This is a genomic window from Priestia sp. USM5 (assembly GCF_058323215.1).
Genome location: NZ_JBSGKN010000001.1, coordinates 270,557 through 289,287, shown reverse-complemented (window position 1 = coordinate 289,287; position 18,731 = coordinate 270,557). Strand labels below are relative to the sequence as shown.

Annotated in this window: 18 protein-coding genes and 1 other annotated feature; of the genes, 3 read left to right on the top strand and 15 right to left on the bottom strand. The window is 39.6% G+C overall.

From position 1 onward, the window contains the following. Positions 1 to 11 precede the first annotated feature (11 nt). Together hisS and ACWATA_RS01450 are read right to left on the bottom strand one after the other, a co-directional pair. A complete protein-coding gene (gene hisS, locus ACWATA_RS01455; protein ID WP_028410586.1) occupies positions 12 to 1,280 on the bottom strand; it encodes a histidine--tRNA ligase in 1,269 nt (422 codons plus the stop codon). A gap of 68 nt (positions 1,281 to 1,348) precedes the next feature. After that, positions 1,349 to 1,581, bottom strand: a binding site (T-box leader). A gap of 87 nt (positions 1,582 to 1,668) precedes the next feature. Continuing rightward, a complete protein-coding gene (locus tag ACWATA_RS01450; protein ID WP_013059305.1) occupies positions 1,669 to 1,845 on the bottom strand; it encodes a hypothetical protein in 177 nt (58 codons plus the stop codon). Between the two features lie 166 nt (positions 1,846 to 2,011). Here ACWATA_RS01450 and ACWATA_RS01445 point away from each other — a divergent pair, with 166 nt between their 5' ends. Next, entirely contained in the window at positions 2,012 to 2,896 is an 885-nt protein-coding gene (locus ACWATA_RS01445) for an N-acetylmuramoyl-L-alanine amidase family protein (RefSeq protein WP_223546263.1), read from the top strand. On the opposite strand, the gene dtd is transcribed toward ACWATA_RS01445, so the two are convergent. The 6 genes from dtd to ACWATA_RS01415 all read right to left on the bottom strand — a co-directional run bounded on the left by dtd (position 2,887) and on the right by ACWATA_RS01415 (position 11,427). Next, complete coding sequence (gene dtd / locus ACWATA_RS01440) at positions 2,887 to 3,348, bottom strand: D-aminoacyl-tRNA deacylase (protein ID WP_028411689.1); 462 nt, start codon at positions 3,346 to 3,348, stop codon at positions 2,887 to 2,889. The two genes, ACWATA_RS01445 and dtd, sit on opposite strands and share 10 nt — an antisense overlap. Positions 3,349 to 3,363: 15 nt before the next feature. Continuing rightward, positions 3,364 to 5,562, bottom strand: coding sequence for a RelA/SpoT family protein (locus ACWATA_RS01435; protein ID WP_013059308.1), 2,199 nt, complete (start codon positions 5,560 to 5,562; stop codon positions 3,364 to 3,366). A 185-nt stretch (positions 5,563 to 5,747) separates the two neighbouring features. After that, positions 5,748 to 6,260 (bottom strand): adenine phosphoribosyltransferase, encoded by a 513-nt coding sequence (locus ACWATA_RS01430; RefSeq protein WP_165635128.1) that lies wholly within the window; start codon positions 6,258 to 6,260, stop codon positions 5,748 to 5,750. A gap of 15 nt (positions 6,261 to 6,275) precedes the next feature. Continuing rightward, positions 6,276 to 8,618 (bottom strand): single-stranded-DNA-specific exonuclease RecJ, encoded by a 2,343-nt coding sequence (gene recJ / locus ACWATA_RS01425; protein ID WP_473049549.1) that lies wholly within the window; start codon positions 8,616 to 8,618, stop codon positions 6,276 to 6,278. Between the two features lie 140 nt (positions 8,619 to 8,758). Next, positions 8,759 to 10,996 carry a protein translocase subunit SecDF gene (gene secDF / locus ACWATA_RS01420; protein ID WP_328170660.1) on the bottom strand — a complete coding sequence of 746 codons (2,238 nt, stop codon included), beginning with the start codon at positions 10,994 to 10,996 and terminating at the stop codon, positions 8,759 to 8,761. Between the two features lie 137 nt (positions 10,997 to 11,133). Then, positions 11,134 to 11,427, bottom strand: a complete 294-nt coding sequence (locus tag ACWATA_RS01415) for a post-transcriptional regulator (protein WP_028411692.1) — start codon at positions 11,425 to 11,427, stop codon at positions 11,134 to 11,136. 64 nt (positions 11,428 to 11,491) lie between these two features. Between ACWATA_RS01415 and spoVB the strand changes: the two genes are divergently transcribed. Then, entirely contained in the window at positions 11,492 to 13,102 is a 1,611-nt protein-coding gene (gene spoVB / locus ACWATA_RS01410; RefSeq protein ID WP_028411693.1) for a stage V sporulation protein B, read from the top strand. 20 nt (positions 13,103 to 13,122) lie between these two features. On the opposite strand, the gene ACWATA_RS01405 is transcribed toward spoVB, so the two are convergent. Then, the gene (locus ACWATA_RS01405) at positions 13,123 to 13,776 is read right to left on the bottom strand and encodes a DUF421 domain-containing protein (protein WP_028411694.1); all 654 of its coding nucleotides are present in this window, start codon (positions 13,774 to 13,776) and stop codon (positions 13,123 to 13,125) included. Between the two features lie 146 nt (positions 13,777 to 13,922). On the opposite strand from ACWATA_RS01405, the gene ACWATA_RS01400 reads away from it, so the two are divergent. Beyond that, positions 13,923 to 14,306: a TIGR04086 family membrane protein gene (locus tag ACWATA_RS01400; protein WP_034265495.1), complete on the top strand. Its 384-nt coding sequence runs from the start codon at positions 13,923 to 13,925 to the stop codon at positions 14,304 to 14,306. A gap of 35 nt (positions 14,307 to 14,341) precedes the next feature. Here the strand turns inward: ACWATA_RS01400 and yajC are convergent, their stop codons facing one another. The 6 genes from yajC to ruvA all read right to left on the bottom strand — a co-directional run bounded on the left by yajC (position 14,342) and on the right by ruvA (position 18,719). Then, positions 14,342 to 14,605 carry a preprotein translocase subunit YajC gene (gene yajC, locus ACWATA_RS01395; protein WP_028411695.1) on the bottom strand — a complete coding sequence of 88 codons (264 nt, stop codon included), beginning with the start codon at positions 14,603 to 14,605 and terminating at the stop codon, positions 14,342 to 14,344. A 72-nt stretch (positions 14,606 to 14,677) separates the two neighbouring features. Beyond that, a complete protein-coding gene (tgt, locus tag ACWATA_RS01390) occupies positions 14,678 to 15,817 on the bottom strand; it encodes a tRNA guanosine(34) transglycosylase Tgt (protein ID WP_013059317.1) in 1,140 nt (379 codons plus the stop codon). A 23-nt stretch (positions 15,818 to 15,840) separates the two neighbouring features. Beyond that, on the bottom strand, positions 15,841 to 16,869 hold the full coding sequence (queA, locus tag ACWATA_RS01385; protein ID WP_028411696.1) for a tRNA preQ1(34) S-adenosylmethionine ribosyltransferase-isomerase QueA: 1,029 nt from the start codon (positions 16,867 to 16,869) through the stop codon (positions 15,841 to 15,843). A 23-nt stretch (positions 16,870 to 16,892) separates the two neighbouring features. Further along, positions 16,893 to 17,093 (bottom strand): DUF2905 domain-containing protein, encoded by a 201-nt coding sequence (locus ACWATA_RS01380; protein ID WP_028411697.1) that lies wholly within the window; start codon positions 17,091 to 17,093, stop codon positions 16,893 to 16,895. Beyond that, entirely contained in the window at positions 17,090 to 18,091 is a 1,002-nt protein-coding gene (gene ruvB, locus ACWATA_RS01375; protein ID WP_028411698.1) for a Holliday junction branch migration DNA helicase RuvB, read from the bottom strand. Before ruvB ends, ACWATA_RS01380 begins: the two co-directional genes overlap by 4 nt. A 16-nt stretch (positions 18,092 to 18,107) precedes the next feature. Next, positions 18,108 to 18,719: a Holliday junction branch migration protein RuvA gene (gene ruvA / locus ACWATA_RS01370; RefSeq protein ID WP_028411699.1), complete on the bottom strand. Its 612-nt coding sequence runs from the start codon at positions 18,717 to 18,719 to the stop codon at positions 18,108 to 18,110. Positions 18,720 to 18,731: the final 12 nt, after the last annotated feature.

Sequence of the window (18,731 nt, the reverse complement as noted above, 5' to 3'; positions counted from 1 at the left end):
ATGGTTCCCCCTTATACTTGTTCCTGCAAATAGCTAACCAATTGATCAATTGATACTTCTTGCTGTTCGCCAGATTCCATATTCTTTACGTTTACAACTTGTTTTGCTAGCTCATCTTCACCTAGAACAACAACAAATTTTGCTTGTACACGATCAGCTGCTTTGAACTGAGCTTTCATTTTTTTATCTTGATAATCTTTATCTGCTACAAAACCTGCACGTCGAAGCGTATTTACAATTGAAACAGATTTTTCTTTCGCCTCATCGCCCATTGTCACTACATAGCAATCTACGCCAGTTTCTACCGGAAGCTCAATTCCTTCTGCTTCCAATGCAGATAATAAGCGTTCAATGCTTAAAGCGAATCCGATACCTGGTGTTTCAGGTCCGCCGATTTCTTGAATCAGCCCATTATAACGGCCTCCGCCGCAAAGAGTTGTAATGGCGCCAAATCCTTCTGCTTCACTCATTAGTTCAAATGCTGTGTGATTATAATAATCTAACCCGCGTACTAGCGTCGGATCTACAACATAGTCAATGTCTAAATCGGTTAAGTACTGCTGTACTTTTTCAAAATATTCTTTTGAATAGTCGTTTAAATAATCAAGAATAGACGGCGCTGTAGCCATCAGTTCGTGGTCACGATCTTTTTTACAATCTAAAATACGAAGAGGATTTTTCTCCAATCGGCTTTGACAGTCGCTGCAAAACTCTCCGATGCGAGGTGCAAAGTGATCGATAAGTGCTTGACGGTGAGCTTGACGACTTTCTGTATCTCCTAAACTGTTAACAACCAGCTTTAATTTTTTTAATCCAAGCGATTGGTAAAAGCTCATTAACAGGGCAAGAACTTCAGCGTCGATAGCTGGATCATTTACCCCTAATGCTTCTACGCCAAACTGAACGAATTGACGGAAACGTCCCGCTTGAGGTCGTTCATAACGAAACATAGGACCGATATAAAACAGCTTTGTTGGCTGCGTTGGATTTCCAAACATTTTATTTGAAACAAATGATCGTCCAACTGCAGCTGTTCCTTCTGGACGAAGTGTTAAGCTGCGGTCGCCTCGATCCTTAAATGTGTACATTTCTTTTTGCACGATATCCGTTGTTTCTCCCACTCCGCGCAAAAATAATTCAGTGTGTTCAAACATTGGTGTACGAATTTCTTGGTAGTTGAACGCACGGCAGATTTCTCTTGCTCGCTGTTCAACAAACTGCCAATACTCTACTTTGCCCGGTAAAATATCTTGTGTGCCTCTAGGTATTTGAACTGACATAACGTGATATGCCTCCTATATTTAAAATTTACAATACAAAAAAACTCTCGCCTCTACTATTTTTCCATAGTAGGGACGAGAGTTAATCTCACGTGGTACCACCCTAATTGAAACATATGACATGTTTCCACTCATTTCGTTAACGCACGAACACGTTCATCTCCTACTAAGTTTCCCTTTTCAGAGTGAAGCCTCCTGAGTGTTCTTTCATAAAGTCATCATGTAGAAATGCTTTCAGCCTAAGACATTTCCTCTCTAGCCATGTGTCATCTTTACTACTTTTCTCGATCTTTGGCTTATCAATATAAAAATGTTATACATTCATTTTAATTTAGCAATTGCTTTCTATATTACGAATGAAATGAGCAGTTGTCAAGCACCTTTCATGTTAAGAGCGGTCTAATTGTTTTCTTAGTTTCTGAATATCTCGAAGCGTTAAACCAAATTCAGAAGCCAATTCAAGGGATGAAGCTTCACTTTCTCTATCAATAAAATCATGAAAATGAATGCCAAATACCGGATTTACCTGCTGAAATGATTGTTCACCTTTTTCACTAAACTTCATCGTTTCTTCCTCCCTGCCTACACTTACTTATCCTTTTATTAGCATTGCCCAAAAAAGATGTTTTTACATAAGAGAAAGGATTTTTTTTCTTTTCATCGAATACTCTATTTTGTTATAAAAAGGAGGTCTATCTATTCGCCATCTTAACATGAAGTCTGTATCTGTTTTGGCTGCAAGTATCCTTTTGTTACTGTGCTCTTCCTCATTTGAGCGCCCAAATGTACCGGTGCATCAACCCATTGTTGTAACAGCTGACTCTCTTCATGTACGCAGCGGTCCAGGACGTTCATTTTCAATTACAAATAAATTGACGAAGAATACAAGACTATCCGTTTCAGACCGTCAAGGAGATTGGTATTATGTAGAAAGCTCGGGTATTCAAGGCTGGGTGTTTAAAAAATTCACGAAAACCGTAGCGCTCCGTAGCGTTCAGCCCAGCATGCAGGTAGCGCAGCGCCAGCCTGTTTATACGCTGAGTAAAAGCTTGCAGCACCTAAAGGGCAAAACCATTATTATTGATGCAGGCCATGGAGGAAAAGACAAAGGAGCCATCGGCACACAGGGCACATATGAAAAAGATCTCACTCTCCGAACAGCGCTGATTTTACAAAACAAACTTCAAAAAGAAGGCGCACACGTCATTTTAACCCGCACCCGTGATGAGTACGTTCTACTTTCACAGCGCACGCTGCAATCGACTAAAGCAGATGCTTTTATAAGCGTTCACTACAACAGTACGAACAGCTCACAGCTAACTGGCCTTATGACGTATTATTATCATCAGCATCAGGACAGTCCACTCACACATTCTATTCATCAGTCACTCATTGAACATGCAAAATTGAAAGACAAAGGAGAACGATTTGGAAACTATTATGTTCTTCGCGAAAATACACGTCCGAGTACATTAATTGAACTGGGCTTTTTAAGCAACGAACGGGAAGAAACGTATATTAATTCCATCAGTTATCAGCAAATGATTACATCCGCTATCGCTGAAGGATTAAATCACTACTTTCAAAACAAAGAAAAAACGCAGACTCATCTGTGAGCCTGCGTTTTTTCTTTGCTTTCTACAATAAGTGTGACCGGTCCGTCATTCGTAAATGATACGTCCATCATTTCGCCAAATGCGCCGGTTTCTACTCGAATATTTTTCCCTGATAATACTTTATTAAAATAGTTGTAAATCGTTACAGCATGATCTGGCCTAGCAGCTTCCATAAAGTTTGGTCTTCTGCCTTTTCGGCAATCTCCGTAAAGCGTAAATTGAGATACCGATAAAATTTCTCCTTCTACATCTAGAAGCGACAAATTCATTTTGCCAGACTCATCTTCAAACACTCGCAAATTTACAATTTTGTCTGCTACATACTCTGCATCGGCTTCAGTATCCTCGTGGGTAATACCGACTAAAAGCATATATCCGTGCTCAATCTCGCCGACCGTCTCGCCTGCAACAGTTACTTTTGCATTCTTTGCTCTTTGTACGACTACTCTCATGTATAACGACCTTTCTTAATGCATAATTCGGCGAACTGAATAAATGTCTCGAAGCTGCTTAATGCGCTCGACCACTTTATGAAGATGACTGATGTTATGAATAGAAATTGACATATGAATCGTAGCCATTTTGTTTCGGTCCGATTTTCCTGAAACGGCTGAAATATTCGTTTTAGTCTCGTTTACAACCTGCAGAACTTCATTTAGTAAGCCTCGACGGTCGTAGCCCGAAATTTCAATTTCCACATTAAACTCTTTGCCCTCTTTAATATGTGTTTCCCACTCTACAGGAATAAGACGGCTTTCAGCATCATCTGTGTGAACGTTTAAACAATCTGCTCTATGAACAGATACTCCCCGCCCCTTTGTAATAAAACCAACAATCTCATCTCCGGGAACTGGATTACAGCATTTAGACAAGCGAATCAGCATGTTCTCTACACCCGGTACGATAACACCGGAATCTTTTCGTTTATGCTGGCGAACACGTTTAGCCGCAGTGTCGCGTGCAATGTCATCAATTTGGATCTCTTGTTCTTGATCGCGCTGCTTTCTCCACTTCTCGGTTAAACGATTAGCTACTTGAGCCGCAGTTAATCCGTTATATCCAATAGCTGCATACATATCATCTTCATTTGAGAAATTAAACTTCTCCGCTACTCGTTTGATATTATCAGCTGTTAATACTTCTTTTAAGTCAAACTCCATTTGACGAATTTCTTTTTCAACCAGCTCTTTGCCTTTTTCAATATTTTCATCGCGGCTTTGCTTTTTAAAGAATTGGCGAATTTTATTTTTGGCTTGAGACGTTTGAGCAAGCTTTAACCAGTCCTTGCTTGGACCATATGAATGCTTAGACGTCAAAATTTCGATAATGTCCCCCGTTTTCAAACGGTAATCAAGCGTAACCATCTTGCCGTTGACTTTTGCTCCAATGGTTTTATTTCCGATTTCAGAATGAATACGATAGGAAAAATCAATTGGAACAGAACCCGAAGGAAGCTCAATGACGTCGCCTTTTGGCGTAAAAATATAAACCATGTCAGAAAACAAATCAACTTTTAGAGATTCCATAAACTCTTCTGCATCGTTTGCATCATTTTGAAATTCTAAAATTTCTCTAAACCACGTTAACTTTTCTTCAAATGAAGCATGCTCAGCTGTTTTTCCCTCTTTGTAAGCCCAGTGAGCAGCAATTCCATACTCAGCAATTTGGTGCATGTCAAATGTTCGAATTTGAACTTCTAACGGATCACCTTTTGGTCCGATAACCGTCGTATGAAGAGACTGGTACATATTTTGTTTTGGCATCGCAATATAATCTTTGAAACGTCCTGGCATTGGTTTCCAGCACGTGTGAATAATCCCTAACACCGCATAGCAGTCTTTAATGCTATTTACAATAATGCGCACAGCTAGTAAATCGTAAATTTCATTAAACTGCTTGTTTTGCAGTGCCATTTTACGATAAATGGAATAAATATGTTTTGGACGTCCTGAAATTTCAACTTTAATCGACACTTCATCTACTTGCTCACGAACTTCATCAATAACTTCAGCCAAATATTGCTCGCGTTCCGCACGCTTTTTCTTCATCAAATTGACAATGCGATAATATTGCTGAGGATTTAAGTAACGTAAAGCTGTATCTTCAAGCTCCCACTTAATTTTTGAAATACCAAGACGATGAGCAAGAGGAGCAAAAATTTCAAGCGTTTCATTTGAAATGCGTCGCTGCTTTTCCTGCGGTAAATGCTTCAGCGTACGCATGTTATGAAGACGATCCGCAAGTTTGATCAGTATGACTCGAATATCTTGAGCCATTGCCACAAACATCTTGCGGTGATTTTCAGCCTGCTGCTCTTCTTTAGACTTATATTTAATTTTTCCAAGTTTCGTTACGCCGTCTACTAGCATTGCTACTTCTTCGTTAAAAGCTTTTTCTAAATCCTTTAGTGTTATCTCTGTATCTTCGACCACATCATGTAGAAATCCAGCTGCAATTGTTGCTGGATCCATATCTAGATCAACTAAAATTCCTGCGACTTGAATCGGGTGGATAATATATGGTTCACCCGACTTGCGATATTGTTCTTTGTGAGCTTCTTTTGCAAAATCATATGCTTTTTGTACAAAAGCCACGTCTTCTTCATTTAAATATCGCTTCGTATTGTCAATGACCTGTTCCGCTGTTAGGACTTGCTCATTTGCCATGAAATCACCTTTTATCAACTAGCATTTTTAATTCATATTGTAACTATTATCTTGAAAAAATCCAAGGATGTAAAGCCTTTGCGTCTAATTTATGAAATTTACATCATTTCCATTTTACGTATTCACGTTTTTTAACGAAAAAAGAGCACCTGTATCAGGTACTCTTTTTTATGTGATCGTTCTTCTTAATACGTCATTAATGTGAATACATCGTAACCTTCTAGTTTGTCACGGCCGTCAAGGTAAGAAAGTTCAATTAAGAACGCAGCTCCAACAACAATTCCGCCTAATTCTTCAACAAGCTTAATTGTCGCTTCAATTGTACCGCCTGTTGCTAATAAATCATCTGTAATCAACACGCGCTGACCTGGCTTAATTGCATCTTTGTGAATCGTTAATACGTCTTTACCGTATTCTAAACCGTAATCTACTTTAATTACTTCACGCGGTAATTTTCCTTCTTTACGAACAGGTGCAAAGCCGATACCTAACGCATATGCTACCGGACAACCAACGATAAATCCGCGAGCTTCCGGTCCTACGATAATATCAACTTGTTTATCATTGGCATATTTTACAATCTCATCCGTTGCGGCACGGTATGCGTCACCGTTATCCATTAATGTTGAGATATCTTTAAATGTAATACCTGGTTTTGGCCAGTCAGGTACAATTGTAATATAATCTTTAAAATTCATTCTAATGTTGCCTCCTCATTCAATCGAACGCTTAAAAATATCTTGAAATTGATTTTTAAGCTGTACATATGACGTATAAATAAAGTTTTTTTCTATTTCAATCTGCTGCTGCTTTTGGCGATAAGTCGCAGATTCTATTAAATCACGTTTCGTAGAATTTTTCACTAACGAAATTAAGCCATTGTTTATTGTAACAAATTCTAACTCAAAAAACACCTTTGTCATAAAATCAATCGTTTCTTTCGACCAGCCCTTATGAATTGCTAAATCTTCTTTGTAGCGTTTTAAATCAAAAGGACCCTTTTTCGCTAAAAAGCCGTAGAACCACTTAAAGTGATCGCGAGTTGGGATTGTATCAAAATAATGGTCTTCTTCCGTTAAGAAAATAGCGTATATCCTAGAAGGAATACCTTGGACAAACAAAGCTTCAAGCCACTTCTGTGACGGAGGCAAATCTAATAAAACGATCTGTTCTCCTGCAAACATGCATGCTTTTGCCTGTTCTTCATTTTGAATAAGAACAACATGTTCCATCGGCAGCATCGACTTGTATTTATCAATTGTTGAATCGTGAAAAGCAACAACTTTCATTTGATCTGTGAATACCTGTTCAAAGAAACGTTTGACATCAACCGCGCTGCGATAATCAAACATCTGCCACTCATCTACAGAGATATCTTCTACCATCAGCTGCGGTTTGCGCATATTGTTCCACTCATTAATGGATAGTTCACCTACTAATGATACCTTAGCTATAGGAGATACTTCATCTAATATATAGCCTAACCCAAATCCTACTGCATCAACCGATACACCGCTGTCTTCAAATACGAGTTTTAAATGATTTTTATTCGCACCAATTTTCCGCATAGATGTTGTATGAACATCTTTAATGAGAACTTTTGGCTTCGGATTATGCATACCAAATGGAGCAAGCGCACTCATTTGTTCAATGTTTTCCAGCGTAATTTCCTCTGTTTTGCATACTGTATCAACTGATGTAATTGGAATAAAGTCCTGTTGAGTTAACACGTTGCTTGCTTGTTCATTAAGGCGTCTGCGCAGTTCTTCTACATCCTCGCTGTTTAACGTCATGCCGGCTGCCATTGGATGCCCTCCAAAATGCGGCAAAATGTCACGGCATTTAGATAAGTTCGCGAATAAGTCAAAGCCTTGGATACTTCTTGCTGAACCTTTAGCAATACGGTTTTCAGAGTCAACACTTAATACAATTGTTGGTCTGTAGAACTTTTCTACGAGCCTAGAAGCAACAATTCCAACAACGCCTGCATTCCATCCTTCTCCCTCTACAATAAGAACGCTATTTTCATCCGGAGGATACATACTTTCAACAAATTCAACGGCTTCTTCCGTAATATCGTTTACGATTTGCTGCCTTTCCTTGTTTAACGCATCAATTTCTTTAGCTAAACCTTTTGCTTCTTCAGCATTTGTTGTCATAAGCAAATGAACAGCTGGATCAGCATCTTGAAGACGTCCTACTGCATTAATGCGAGGAGCCATGGCAAATCCAATTGTATCCTCAGTAATTTCTTCGCGTTTTACTCCACATACGCTCAGCAGCGCTTCAATTCCAGTACGCTTCGTGAGCTTGAGATAGTCAAGACCTTTGCGAGCAATTAAGCGGTTTTCGTCGACTAAAGGAACTAAGTCAGCAATCGTCCCAATCACTGCTAGTTCTAACAAATGTTCCGGAAGCTCCCCTAACAGCGCATGAGCAAGTTTAAAAGCAACTCCTACACCTGCCAGTTCTTTAAATGGATATGTACTGCCCGGCAGCTTTGGATGAATAATTGCATAGGCATCGGGTAAAACCGGACCCGGCTCGTGGTGATCAGTAATAATTAAATCAAAATCTAATTCACGTGCATACGCCGTTTCTTCGACTGCCGAAATACCTGTGTCTACCGTAATCACCAGCTGATAGCCGCCTGCGTTTATTTTATCAAATGCTGCCTTATTCGGCCCATAACCTTCTGTAAAGCGATTAGGAATATAAAAATCAGTATCAGCGCCGAGCTGCTGTAAAGCAGATAACATAACTGAAGTACTGCTGACGCCGTCCGCATCGTAATCTCCATAGATCATAATTTTTTCATTATGATCAATTGCTTGCTGAATACGAGCTACTGCTTTGTCCATATCGTGCAATAAAAACGGATCGTGGAACGTTTGTGCATCAACGTGTAAAAACTCACGTGCCGCTTCTACTGTTGTCATGCCTCTATTAAGTAATAACGAAGCTACTAGAGGTGTAATATTGAGGTTTTCTACAAATTCATTAACAAGTTGTTCATCACATTCTTGAACATTCCAACGTTTTTTTGACTGTAACATGTCTCTTCACCCCTTAACCCACATTATTATACTAGAGTGGATGAAATGGAGCAACGAAAGAAAATAAGCATATTTTTCTGACAGTGCGCCTTAAATTTTCACGTACAAAAAAACGTGCGAACACTTCGCACGTTTTTGAATTACTTGCTTTCTACTTCTTTTTGTTCCTCACGCTTCAACTGTTTACCTTTCCACACAAGCCATAGCTGCGCAGCAATAAACACAGATGAATATGCACCAAGAATTAAACCTACTAACAGGGCAATTGAGAAGTTTTGAATGGACTCACTTCCGAATACAAGAAGTGCTACAACTGCAATCACAACTGTTAACACGGTATTCATCGAACGAGTAAACGTTTCGCGTAAACTTAGATTTACGATAAATGCTAAATCGTCAAACGTTTTGGATTTAAATTTCTGCATATTTTCACGAATGCGGTCAAACGTAACGATTGTATCGTTAATTGAGTAACCAACAATCGTCAAGACAGCGGCGATAAACGTTAAATCTACTTCTAACTTTGTTAAGCTAAAGACCGTAACGATAAAGAACGCATCATGCAGCAGAGCAAGCACGGCTGCAAGCGCCATGTAAAACTCGAATCGAATCGTTACATAGATGATAATTCCAATTGAAGCAATCACGATCGCCATCATTGCATTTTTCGCCAGTTCTTTTCCAACTGTCGGCGAAACGGTGCTTACGTTTGGTTCAGAACCGTATTTGTCTTTAAAGTGGTCTTTTAAATTAGCAATTTCTTTTTTATTCAAGACCCCAACTACACGTACGACACCCGTATCATTACTTTTTCCTGTAATAACTATGTCATCCGTTTTGATATCAAGAGACTTCATTTCACGCTGTATCTCAGCCTGCGTAACGGTATGATTTGCGGGAATCTCTATGCGAGTTCCGCTCGTAAAGTCAATACCGAGGTTCAGCCTAAACACAGCAACCGAGATAATACCGATAATCACGAGCACGCTTGAGAATGTGAAGAACGCTTTACGGTATTTAACAAAGTCAATTTTATCCCACGCTGTAGGTAAAACGGTTGTGCCGTCATCTTTGCTTAAATCGTGAATTTGCTCTTTCTTCACGCCAAAGTAGCCTGGTTTTTTATCAAACCAGCGGCTGTTTACTAAAAGGCTCATTAATAAACGCGTACCGTATACGGCCGTAATAAAACTTAGCACAATCCCAATCATTAATGTTGTTGCAAATCCCTTTACTGAACTTTGACCATAAAAGAACAGTACAAGAGCCGCTAACATTGTTGTAATATTGGCATCAAAAATGGTCGCAAGTGAGCGACGATTTCCTGCCCGGTAAGCCGATATAACAGACCTTCCTGTTTTCAGTTCATCTTTAATCCGCTCGTAGGTAATAATATTCGCATCTACTGCCATACCTACGCCGAGAATAAGAGCCGCAATCCCTGGAAGCGTCATAACCACGTGCATCCAGTCAAATACAACTAAGTTTAAGTAGATATAAAAACTGAGTGTAATAATGGCAACAAGCCCCGGTAAACGGTAGAAAAACAGCATGTAAAGGAAGATAATTCCGATGCCGATAATACCCGCTAATATAGTCGTATGAAGAGCTTCTTCTCCAAACTGAGCTCCAACGGATGTAGAGTATAGCTCATCTAATTTAACTGGCAGCGACCCGGCATTTAACAATTCCGCCAGCTGCGTTGCACTTTTCACTGTGAAGTTTCCACCTGAAATTTCAACATCTGGCTGTGTTAACACGCTGCTAACAGAAGCTGCAGACAGGTACTTCGGATTTTGTTTTGCTGATTCTTTTTGGTACGAGTCTTTTCCTTCTTCATAATCCAGCCAAATGACAATTAAATTGTTAGGTGCTGGTTTTTGAGAAAGCTCTCGCGTAATCTTTTCAAATTTTTTCGCATTTTTTAACTTTAGTGAGACGCTAGGCTGATTGCTTTGGTCAAACGATTGCTTTGCTCCGCCTTGCGCTAAGTCTGTACCATCCATCAGCACCTTATCGTTCACGTCACGGAACGTTAAGTTTGCTTGAGTTGATAACAGATCCCTGGCTTGCTTTTGATTCGTGACACCAGCTAGCTGAACACGGATGCGGTCGTTTCCTTCAATTTGAATGCTGGGCTCACTAACTCCCAGTACATCGACACGTTGACGCAGCGCTTCAACCGTGCTGTTAAGTGCCTTTTTGTCAATGACATCGCCTTTTTTAGCTGGACTGACTTTATATAAAATTTCAAATCCACCTTGAAGGTCGAGGCCAAGTTTAATATCTTTTGTAATTCCAGTCATCGTTGTTCCGATTGTACTAAACACAAGCAGTACTAAGAGGAAAAAGGCAACGATACGTCCTCTTTTAACCATCGACAGAAAATCCTCCTTCTTATGTAAAAAACATGAAATGATAACAATAGATAAATGACCAATCTAATTATCATTCATAACCTAATGTCTGTCAAATAAAGACCTTATCAAATTTTAATACATGTATTTTACAAACTCTACTTTAATAATTCTTTCCAGTCTTCTCCATTATTAACACTTGAGAACATATCAGATTTATAAGATTCAATGGTTACATAGCTCATCACCTGCGTGATCTTAACAGATAAAATATCATTTACAACTTGATGGAGAGATAGCTCCTTTTCTTTTTTCCATTTTTTCATTTCCAAATAACTCAATAAATCGTTCTCCGTTACTTCTTCATATCCGAGCATATGAAATTCTTCCATTTTGCTGGATACGACAGGCTGTATAAGTTCTTTCGAAGCTGAAATAAATGGATGTGTCATATTGATCCTCCTTTCCGTTTGACATTTTGCGTAAAATTTCTTTCTCGTATGAGGAATACTTGTCATGCTTGGACACCGACGGCGCATATATTCACTGTATAAACCTCAAGAAAGCAGTGAGTATATGTCTAAATTTTTACAGGGAACTATTATTTTAATAATTGCTGGCTTAATTACACGTGTACTCGGGTTTGTCAATCGAATTGTGGTGGCTCGAATGATTGGAGACGAAGGTGTGGGACTTTATATGATGGCGGTCCCCACGCTGGTATTAGTAATCACCTTAACACAGCTTGGGCTACCGGTTGCCATTTCAAAGTTAGTGGCAGAAGCAGAAGCTTTAGGTGACAGGCATAAAATAAAAAAAATACTTGTCGTCTCTTTAAGTATTACGTGTACGCTGAGCGTTTTATTTACGCTCGGACTAATATTATTCGCTCCCGTTGTAGCAAAAACCTTCTTTACAGATTCACGTACGATCTATCCGCTGCTTGCGATTATTCCTGTTATTCCGATCATCGCCGTGTCGTCTGTCATTCGCGGATATTTTCAAGGAAAGCAGCAAATGAAGCCCGCTGCTTATTCTCAAATTATTGAACAAGTGGTGCGAATTACGTTAATTGCTGTCTGTACAAAAGCATTTTTACCTTATGGAATTGAGTACGCCGCGGCTGGCGCTATGCTCTCTTCGGTATTTGGAGAGCTCGCTTCCCTGTTTTACATGGTGTTTATGTTCAAGCGAAAGAAGAAAATAACGGTAAGGCGAAAATTTTTTGCTTCTTTACATGCGGGCAAAGATACGTTCCTTGACTTAATGCGAATCGCTCTTCCCACGACAGGAAGCCGCATGATTGGGTCAATTTCTTGGTTTTTAGAACCTATTGTAGTAGCTCAAAGTTTAGCAATTGCAGGAGTAGCGACAGCGGTAGCAACGAAGCAGTACGGAGAATTAACAGGCTTTGCACTCCCTCTCCTGATGCTGCCTTCTTTTGTAACGGTGTCTCTATCCACTTCTTTGGTTCCCGCAATCAGTGAATCTCTTGCACAGAATCAAATGAAACAAATCGAATATCGGCTTCATCAAGCTCTCCGCTTGTCGTTTGTAACAGGCGGACTGGCCGTTGTTGTTCTTTATGTATTTGCTAATCCGGTAATGGAATTGATGTATGGTTCTGACAAAGCTGCTATTTTTGTCAAAGTCATGGCGCCTTTTTTTATCTTTTATTACTTTCAAGGGCCGCTTCAAGCTGTTCTGCAGGCGCTAGACCTTGCAAAAGCCGCCATGATTAACAGTTTTATAGGAGCAGCGGTCAAAACGTCTCTTATCTTCTTACTCGCAACTCAGCCCAATCTAGGCATTATGGGAGCTGGCCTTGCAATTGTTGTGGGAATGATGCTTGTCACTCTTTTACATCTGTCTACGGTCATGAAAAAAATCACGTATAAGCTTCATGTGTTTGAGTATCTTCGCAGCTTTGCTGTAATGGGCATATCAGGCTTTATTGGACACTTTGCTTATATGAACCTTTTCACTTCCATCCCGTTAAGCTTACGAACCATTTTATCAATTGCACTGACAAGCTTTGTATATGTACTGTTTTTGCTGCTTTTTAGACTGATAACAAAAGAAGAATTAAATCGCTTTTCTGTTTTACGTTATTTTAAACGAAAATAAAACGCGGAGCACTCCGCGTTTTATTGTTTCACATCTATTAAATCTATAAAAAATTTTCCGTTGTCGTAGCTGCAATATGAAATCTTGTCTAAGTTTGAATGCCCCAGTTTCTCTAACTCCTGCCTTAACCATTCCGTTGTTTTATGTTCATGCAACAGATGCTCTTCTTGAATAACGCCGTCAATGATAAAAGGCAAATTCAAATTGCCTTTTTTACCTGATTGCTGATCTTTTTCAAACACGGATAGCCTTCCTGAAGATTCTAAAATAGCAAATTCAACATCAGCTACATTTTTTATATTTTTATCTCGTAGCTGCACAAGCAAATCATTGAAGTTATATCGCTGCCTTTTCATTTCATGTTCATTTATTTTTCCATTTTCAATGATAATACTAGGTTTACCATCAATAAAATTTCGCATTCGATTGCTTTTAAGAGACCATATAGCTAAACCAATTTGAATAATAAGAAGCGTTAACATCGGAAGAATTGAATACAGCAAAGGATCTTTTGGGTTTTCAATAGCCATTACTGCCATTTCAGCAATCATAATAAAGACAACTAAATCCAAAATGCTCAGCTCTCCTATTTCCCTTTTGCCCATAACGCGAAAAATAATTAAAACTACTACATACAAAAGCACGGTTCGCGCAACCATGATTAATAGTTCCACTGCAAAGACCTCCTTTATGTATTCCCTTGTAGTTTGTACCATTTATTTTAAAATAGCCTTACTTTTATGCGTCTATTTTGAAGTCATCCCGAATATGCTCGTACTAAGGGTTCACCTATCTTTTTATTTCATGAGGGGGAAACAAGTTGGGTGCAAAACGAATGAGCAACGCTGTATTTGCAGGGGTAGCAACAATCTTAGTGATGGCTTTAGCGATTAGCATTATCTTTTCGCTTATTTTAAAATTCACATCGCTTGAAGAACAGTCCGTACGTTTATTTTTACTTATTCTCTCATTTATTACACTGTTTATCGGAGGATTTATCGCGGGAGGACGAAACGGTTCAAAGGGACTGCTTGTTGGAGGAGCCACTGGTATTTCTTATTCTTTTTTAATGTTTTTGCTGCAATTCCTCGGCTATAGTCACCTGTTTTCTGCACAGCAGCTTTTATTTCACGCTGGGTTTATTGGAGTCGCTATTCTCGGGGGAATTGTTGGCGTAAACATTTCCGGTTCACGAGAAGCATAAAAAAACGTCACGTACATGTACGTGACGTTTTTTTATTAATCTACGCTTCTTACTTCACGAATAGCATTGCGGTCAAATGTTAATTTTGAACCGTCAGTGCTGCGAACCACAACTTGTGACTCATCGATTGCTTCTACCAAACCGTGCATACCGCCAATTGTAACAATCTTATCACCTTTTTTAAGTGCTGATTGCATTTGCTGTACGTTTTTTTGACGTTTTTGCTGTGGACGGATTAACAAGAAATAGAAAATGACAAACATTAAAAGTAATGGCCAAATATTTTGTAAAACACCCATGAAAACTCCTCCTTTTATTTATATTATCAACAGGTACTCATTCATAAATTTGATGAAAATTCCTGTAGTGACCTAGAAATTCTTTGCGTCTGGGCCGTTAAACCCATATTTTTCAAAGAACTCATCGCGGAAATCGCCAAGTCGGTCTTCGCGAATGGCTTCACGGACTTGCTCCATTAAGTTTAGCAGAAAATATAAGTTATGGTAAGATGTTAAACGAATTCCAAACGTTTCATTACAGCGAATTAAGTGGCGAATATACGCTCTTGAATAATTTTGACATGTGTAGCAGTCACAGTTTGGATCAATCGGACCGAAGTCTTCTGCATATTTGGCATTTTTAACAACAAGACGACCTTCACTTGTCATAAGCGTTCCGTTACGTGCAATACGCGTTGGTAATACGCAGTCAAACATGTCAATCCCGCGAATTGCCCCATCAATTAACGAGTCAGGTGATCCTACTCCCATTAAATAACGAGGTTTGTCAGTTGGCAAGTATGGCGTCGTAAACTCTAGCACACGATTCATCACATCTTTTGGCTCTCCAACTGACAGGCCTCCCACAGCATAACCTGGGAAGTCCATTGATACTAAATCAGCTGCACTTTGACGGCGTAAATCTTCAAACTCTCCGCCTTGAACAATTCCAAAAAGACCTTGGTCTTGAGGGCGGCTGTGAGCCTCAAGGCATCGCTCTGCCCATCGGCTAGTACGCTCTACTGAACGTTTTAAGTAGTCATACTCTGCTGGATAAGGAGGGCATTCATCAAATGCCATCATAATATCAGACCCAAGCGCATTTTGAATGTCCATCGCTTTTTCTGGAGATAGGAAAAGCTTGTCTCCATTCAAATGGTTGCGGAAATGAACGCCTTCTTCTTCAATACGGCGCAAATCGCTTAAACTAAAAACTTGGAAGCCGCCTGAATCTGTTAAGATAGGACGATCCCAGTTCATAAATTTATGCAGACCACCTGCTTTTTTAACAATTTCATGACCTGGACGAAGCCATAAATGGTACGTATTACTTAAAATAATGCCTGCCCCCATTGCTTTTAAATCTTCCGGAGACATTGTTTTTACTGTAGCTAATGTGCCTACTGGCATAAAAATAGGCGTTTCAAATGAACCATGAGGCGTGTGGACAATACCTAAACGCGCTCCTGTTTGTTTACAAGTTTTTATATGTTCGTAACGAATTGCTGTCATTGATGTATTCCTTTCATGTTAAATTACACGATTAGCATCGCGTCGCCGAAGCTGAAAAAGCGATACTTCTCTGCTACAGCTTGTTCATAGGCAGAAATGACGTTTTCTCTTCCTGCTAAGGCACTTACAAGCATAATGAGCGTAGATTTTGGAAGATGGAAGTTTGTAATCATTCCATCAATTGCTTTAAATTCATACCCTGGGAAAATAAAAATATTGGTCCAGCCTGAAGAAGCAACAAATTTTCCGTTATGCTCAGTTGCAATTGTTTCAAGAGTACGGGTAGAAGTTGTACCTACTGAAATAATGCGTCCGCCTTTTTCGCGTACGCTGTTTAGTAAAGCCGCGGTTCCTTCACTCACTTGATAAAACTCTGCGTGCATATCGTGCTCTTCTAAGTCGTCAACGCTGACTGGACGGAACGTACCTAATCCGACATGAAGCGTTAAAAATGCAATATGCACACCTTTTGTTTTTAACTGTTCAAGCATCTCTTCTGTAAAGTGAAGACCTGCTGTTGGCGCTGCTGCAGAACCTTGCTCACGGGCAAAAACCGTTTGATAGCGCTCTTGATCATCCAAACGTTCTTTAATATAAGGCGGCAGCGGCATTTCTCCTAACTGTTCAAGCACCTCATAAAAGATGCCTTCATAGTTGAATTCTAGCAAACGTCCGCCTTGATCGCTCGTTTCTTTGCATACAGCAGTCAGACGTCCGTCACCAAACGAAATAACCGTTCCTTCTTTTACTCTCTTAGCCGGTTTTACAAGCGTCTCCCACGTATCGCCTTGTGTTTGTTTTAAAAGCAATACTTCAATATTAGCACCTGTATCTTCTTTTGTGCCAAATAAACGTGCAGGAAGAACACGCGTATCGTTTAACACTAAACAATCTCCTTCTTGCACATAATCAAGAAGGTCATGAAACATATGATGTTTCACATTTCCTGTTTCTTTGTTTAATACCATGAGTCTTGATGCATCTCGCTGCTCAAGTGGTGTTTGCGCAATCAATTCTTCTGGTAAATGAAAATCAAATAAATCTACTTTCAAAATGTTCACCTGTTTCTACTTAATTATTTAAACCTGCCAATTACATAAAAAATAAGTGATAACACAACGCTTACTAGGATACATGTCACAATTGGGAAATAAAAGGTTGTATTTCCTTTTTTAATAAAAATATCGCCAGGAAGCTTGCCAACGAACTGCCATAACAGCCCAATGACTACTAAAATGCCTCCTAATGTGATCAGCATCTTAGGCATATCATTCACTGATCAGGCACCTCCAGCTGAAAATGATCATAAACCAAAGGAGTCACAATTCGTCCTCGAGGCGTTCGCTGCAAAAAGCCAATTTGTAGTAAATAAGGCTCGTATACATCTTCAATCGTGTGAGATTCTTCACCAATAGTAGCTGATATTGTATCTAAGCCTACAGGCCCGCCTCTAAATTTTTCAATAATCCCTCTTAATAATTTATGGTCAATATGGTCAAGACCTAAACGGTCCACCTGTAACATTTCTAATGCTTCAGTAGCAAGGGTTTCAGTTATAGCTCCGTCTCCTTTTACCTGGGCAAAATCTCTGACTCTTCGAAGCAAGCGGTTCGCAATACGTGGAGTTCCTCTAGCACGCCTAGCCATCTCAAACGTCGCTTTCTGATCAATCTCTACATCTAAAATAGCTGCTGTTCTTTCTACTATCGAAGCAAGATCTTCTTCTTGATAGTATTCCAAACGGCTTAAAACGCCGAAGCGATCACGTAAAGGAGAAGATAAAAGCCCTGCTCTTGTTGTTGCACCTACTAGCGTAAACGGAGGCAAATCAAGACGGACAGAACGTGCACTCGGCCCTTTTCCAATCACAATGTCCAAACAGAAGTCTTCCATTGCTGGGTACAGTACTTCTTCAACAGAACGATTTAATCGATGAATTTCATCAATAAAAAGCACATCTCCAGGCTCTAAGCTGGTTAAAACCGCGGCTAAGTCGCCTGGACGCTCAATGGCTGGCCCTGAGGTCGTTCGGATTTGCACGCCCATTTCATTAGCGATAATAGTGGCAAGGGTTGTTTTACCTAATCCTGGAGGACCATATAAGAGCACGTGATCTAACGTTTCGCTTCGCATTTTGGCAGCTTTAATAAAAATGTCAAGATGGGATTTTACTTTATGCTGACCAATATACTGCTGTAAGGTTTGCGGCCGCAAACTTTGCTCGATGATTTCTTCTTCACCAAGAACATCTCCCGTTACAATACGATCGTCCATTTTACTCCTCCCTTACTTATTGTTTCAATAATCGTTTTAGCGCTTCTTTAATATACTGATCTGTTGTCATCGTTTCCTTCATTAAAGCTGGAACAATTTTTTTGATTTCTCTTTCTGCGTAACCTAATACTTTAAGTGCTTCAATCGCTTCATCGAGTGCTTCTGAACTTTGAGATTTGACTTCTTGTGCGTCCAAATCTGCAAATAAAGAAGGAACGGCATCTGGTACAATATCATGCAGCTTTCCTTTTAAATCTAGAATCATCTGTCGAGCTGTTTTTTTACCTACTCCTGGAAACTTAACTAAAAACTTCTCGTCTTCCTCCTCCACAGCTTGGACAACCTGCGCTGGATTACCTGACGCTAAAATAGCTAAACCGCCTTTTGGGCCGATTCCTGACACGCTAATTAACTTCATAAATAAATCCTTTTGTTCTCGCGAAGCAAACCCGTAAAGTGCAATTACGTCTTCTCTTACATATTGATAGGTGTAAACCGTTTTTGGTTGTTCATCAATTGAAAACACGTATGGATTCGGCGTAAAGACCTGATAGCCTATTCCGTTGTTTTCAATTACTATATACTCAGGATTTATATATGTAACCGTGCCTTTGATATAATCAAACAATAAGCTCTCTCC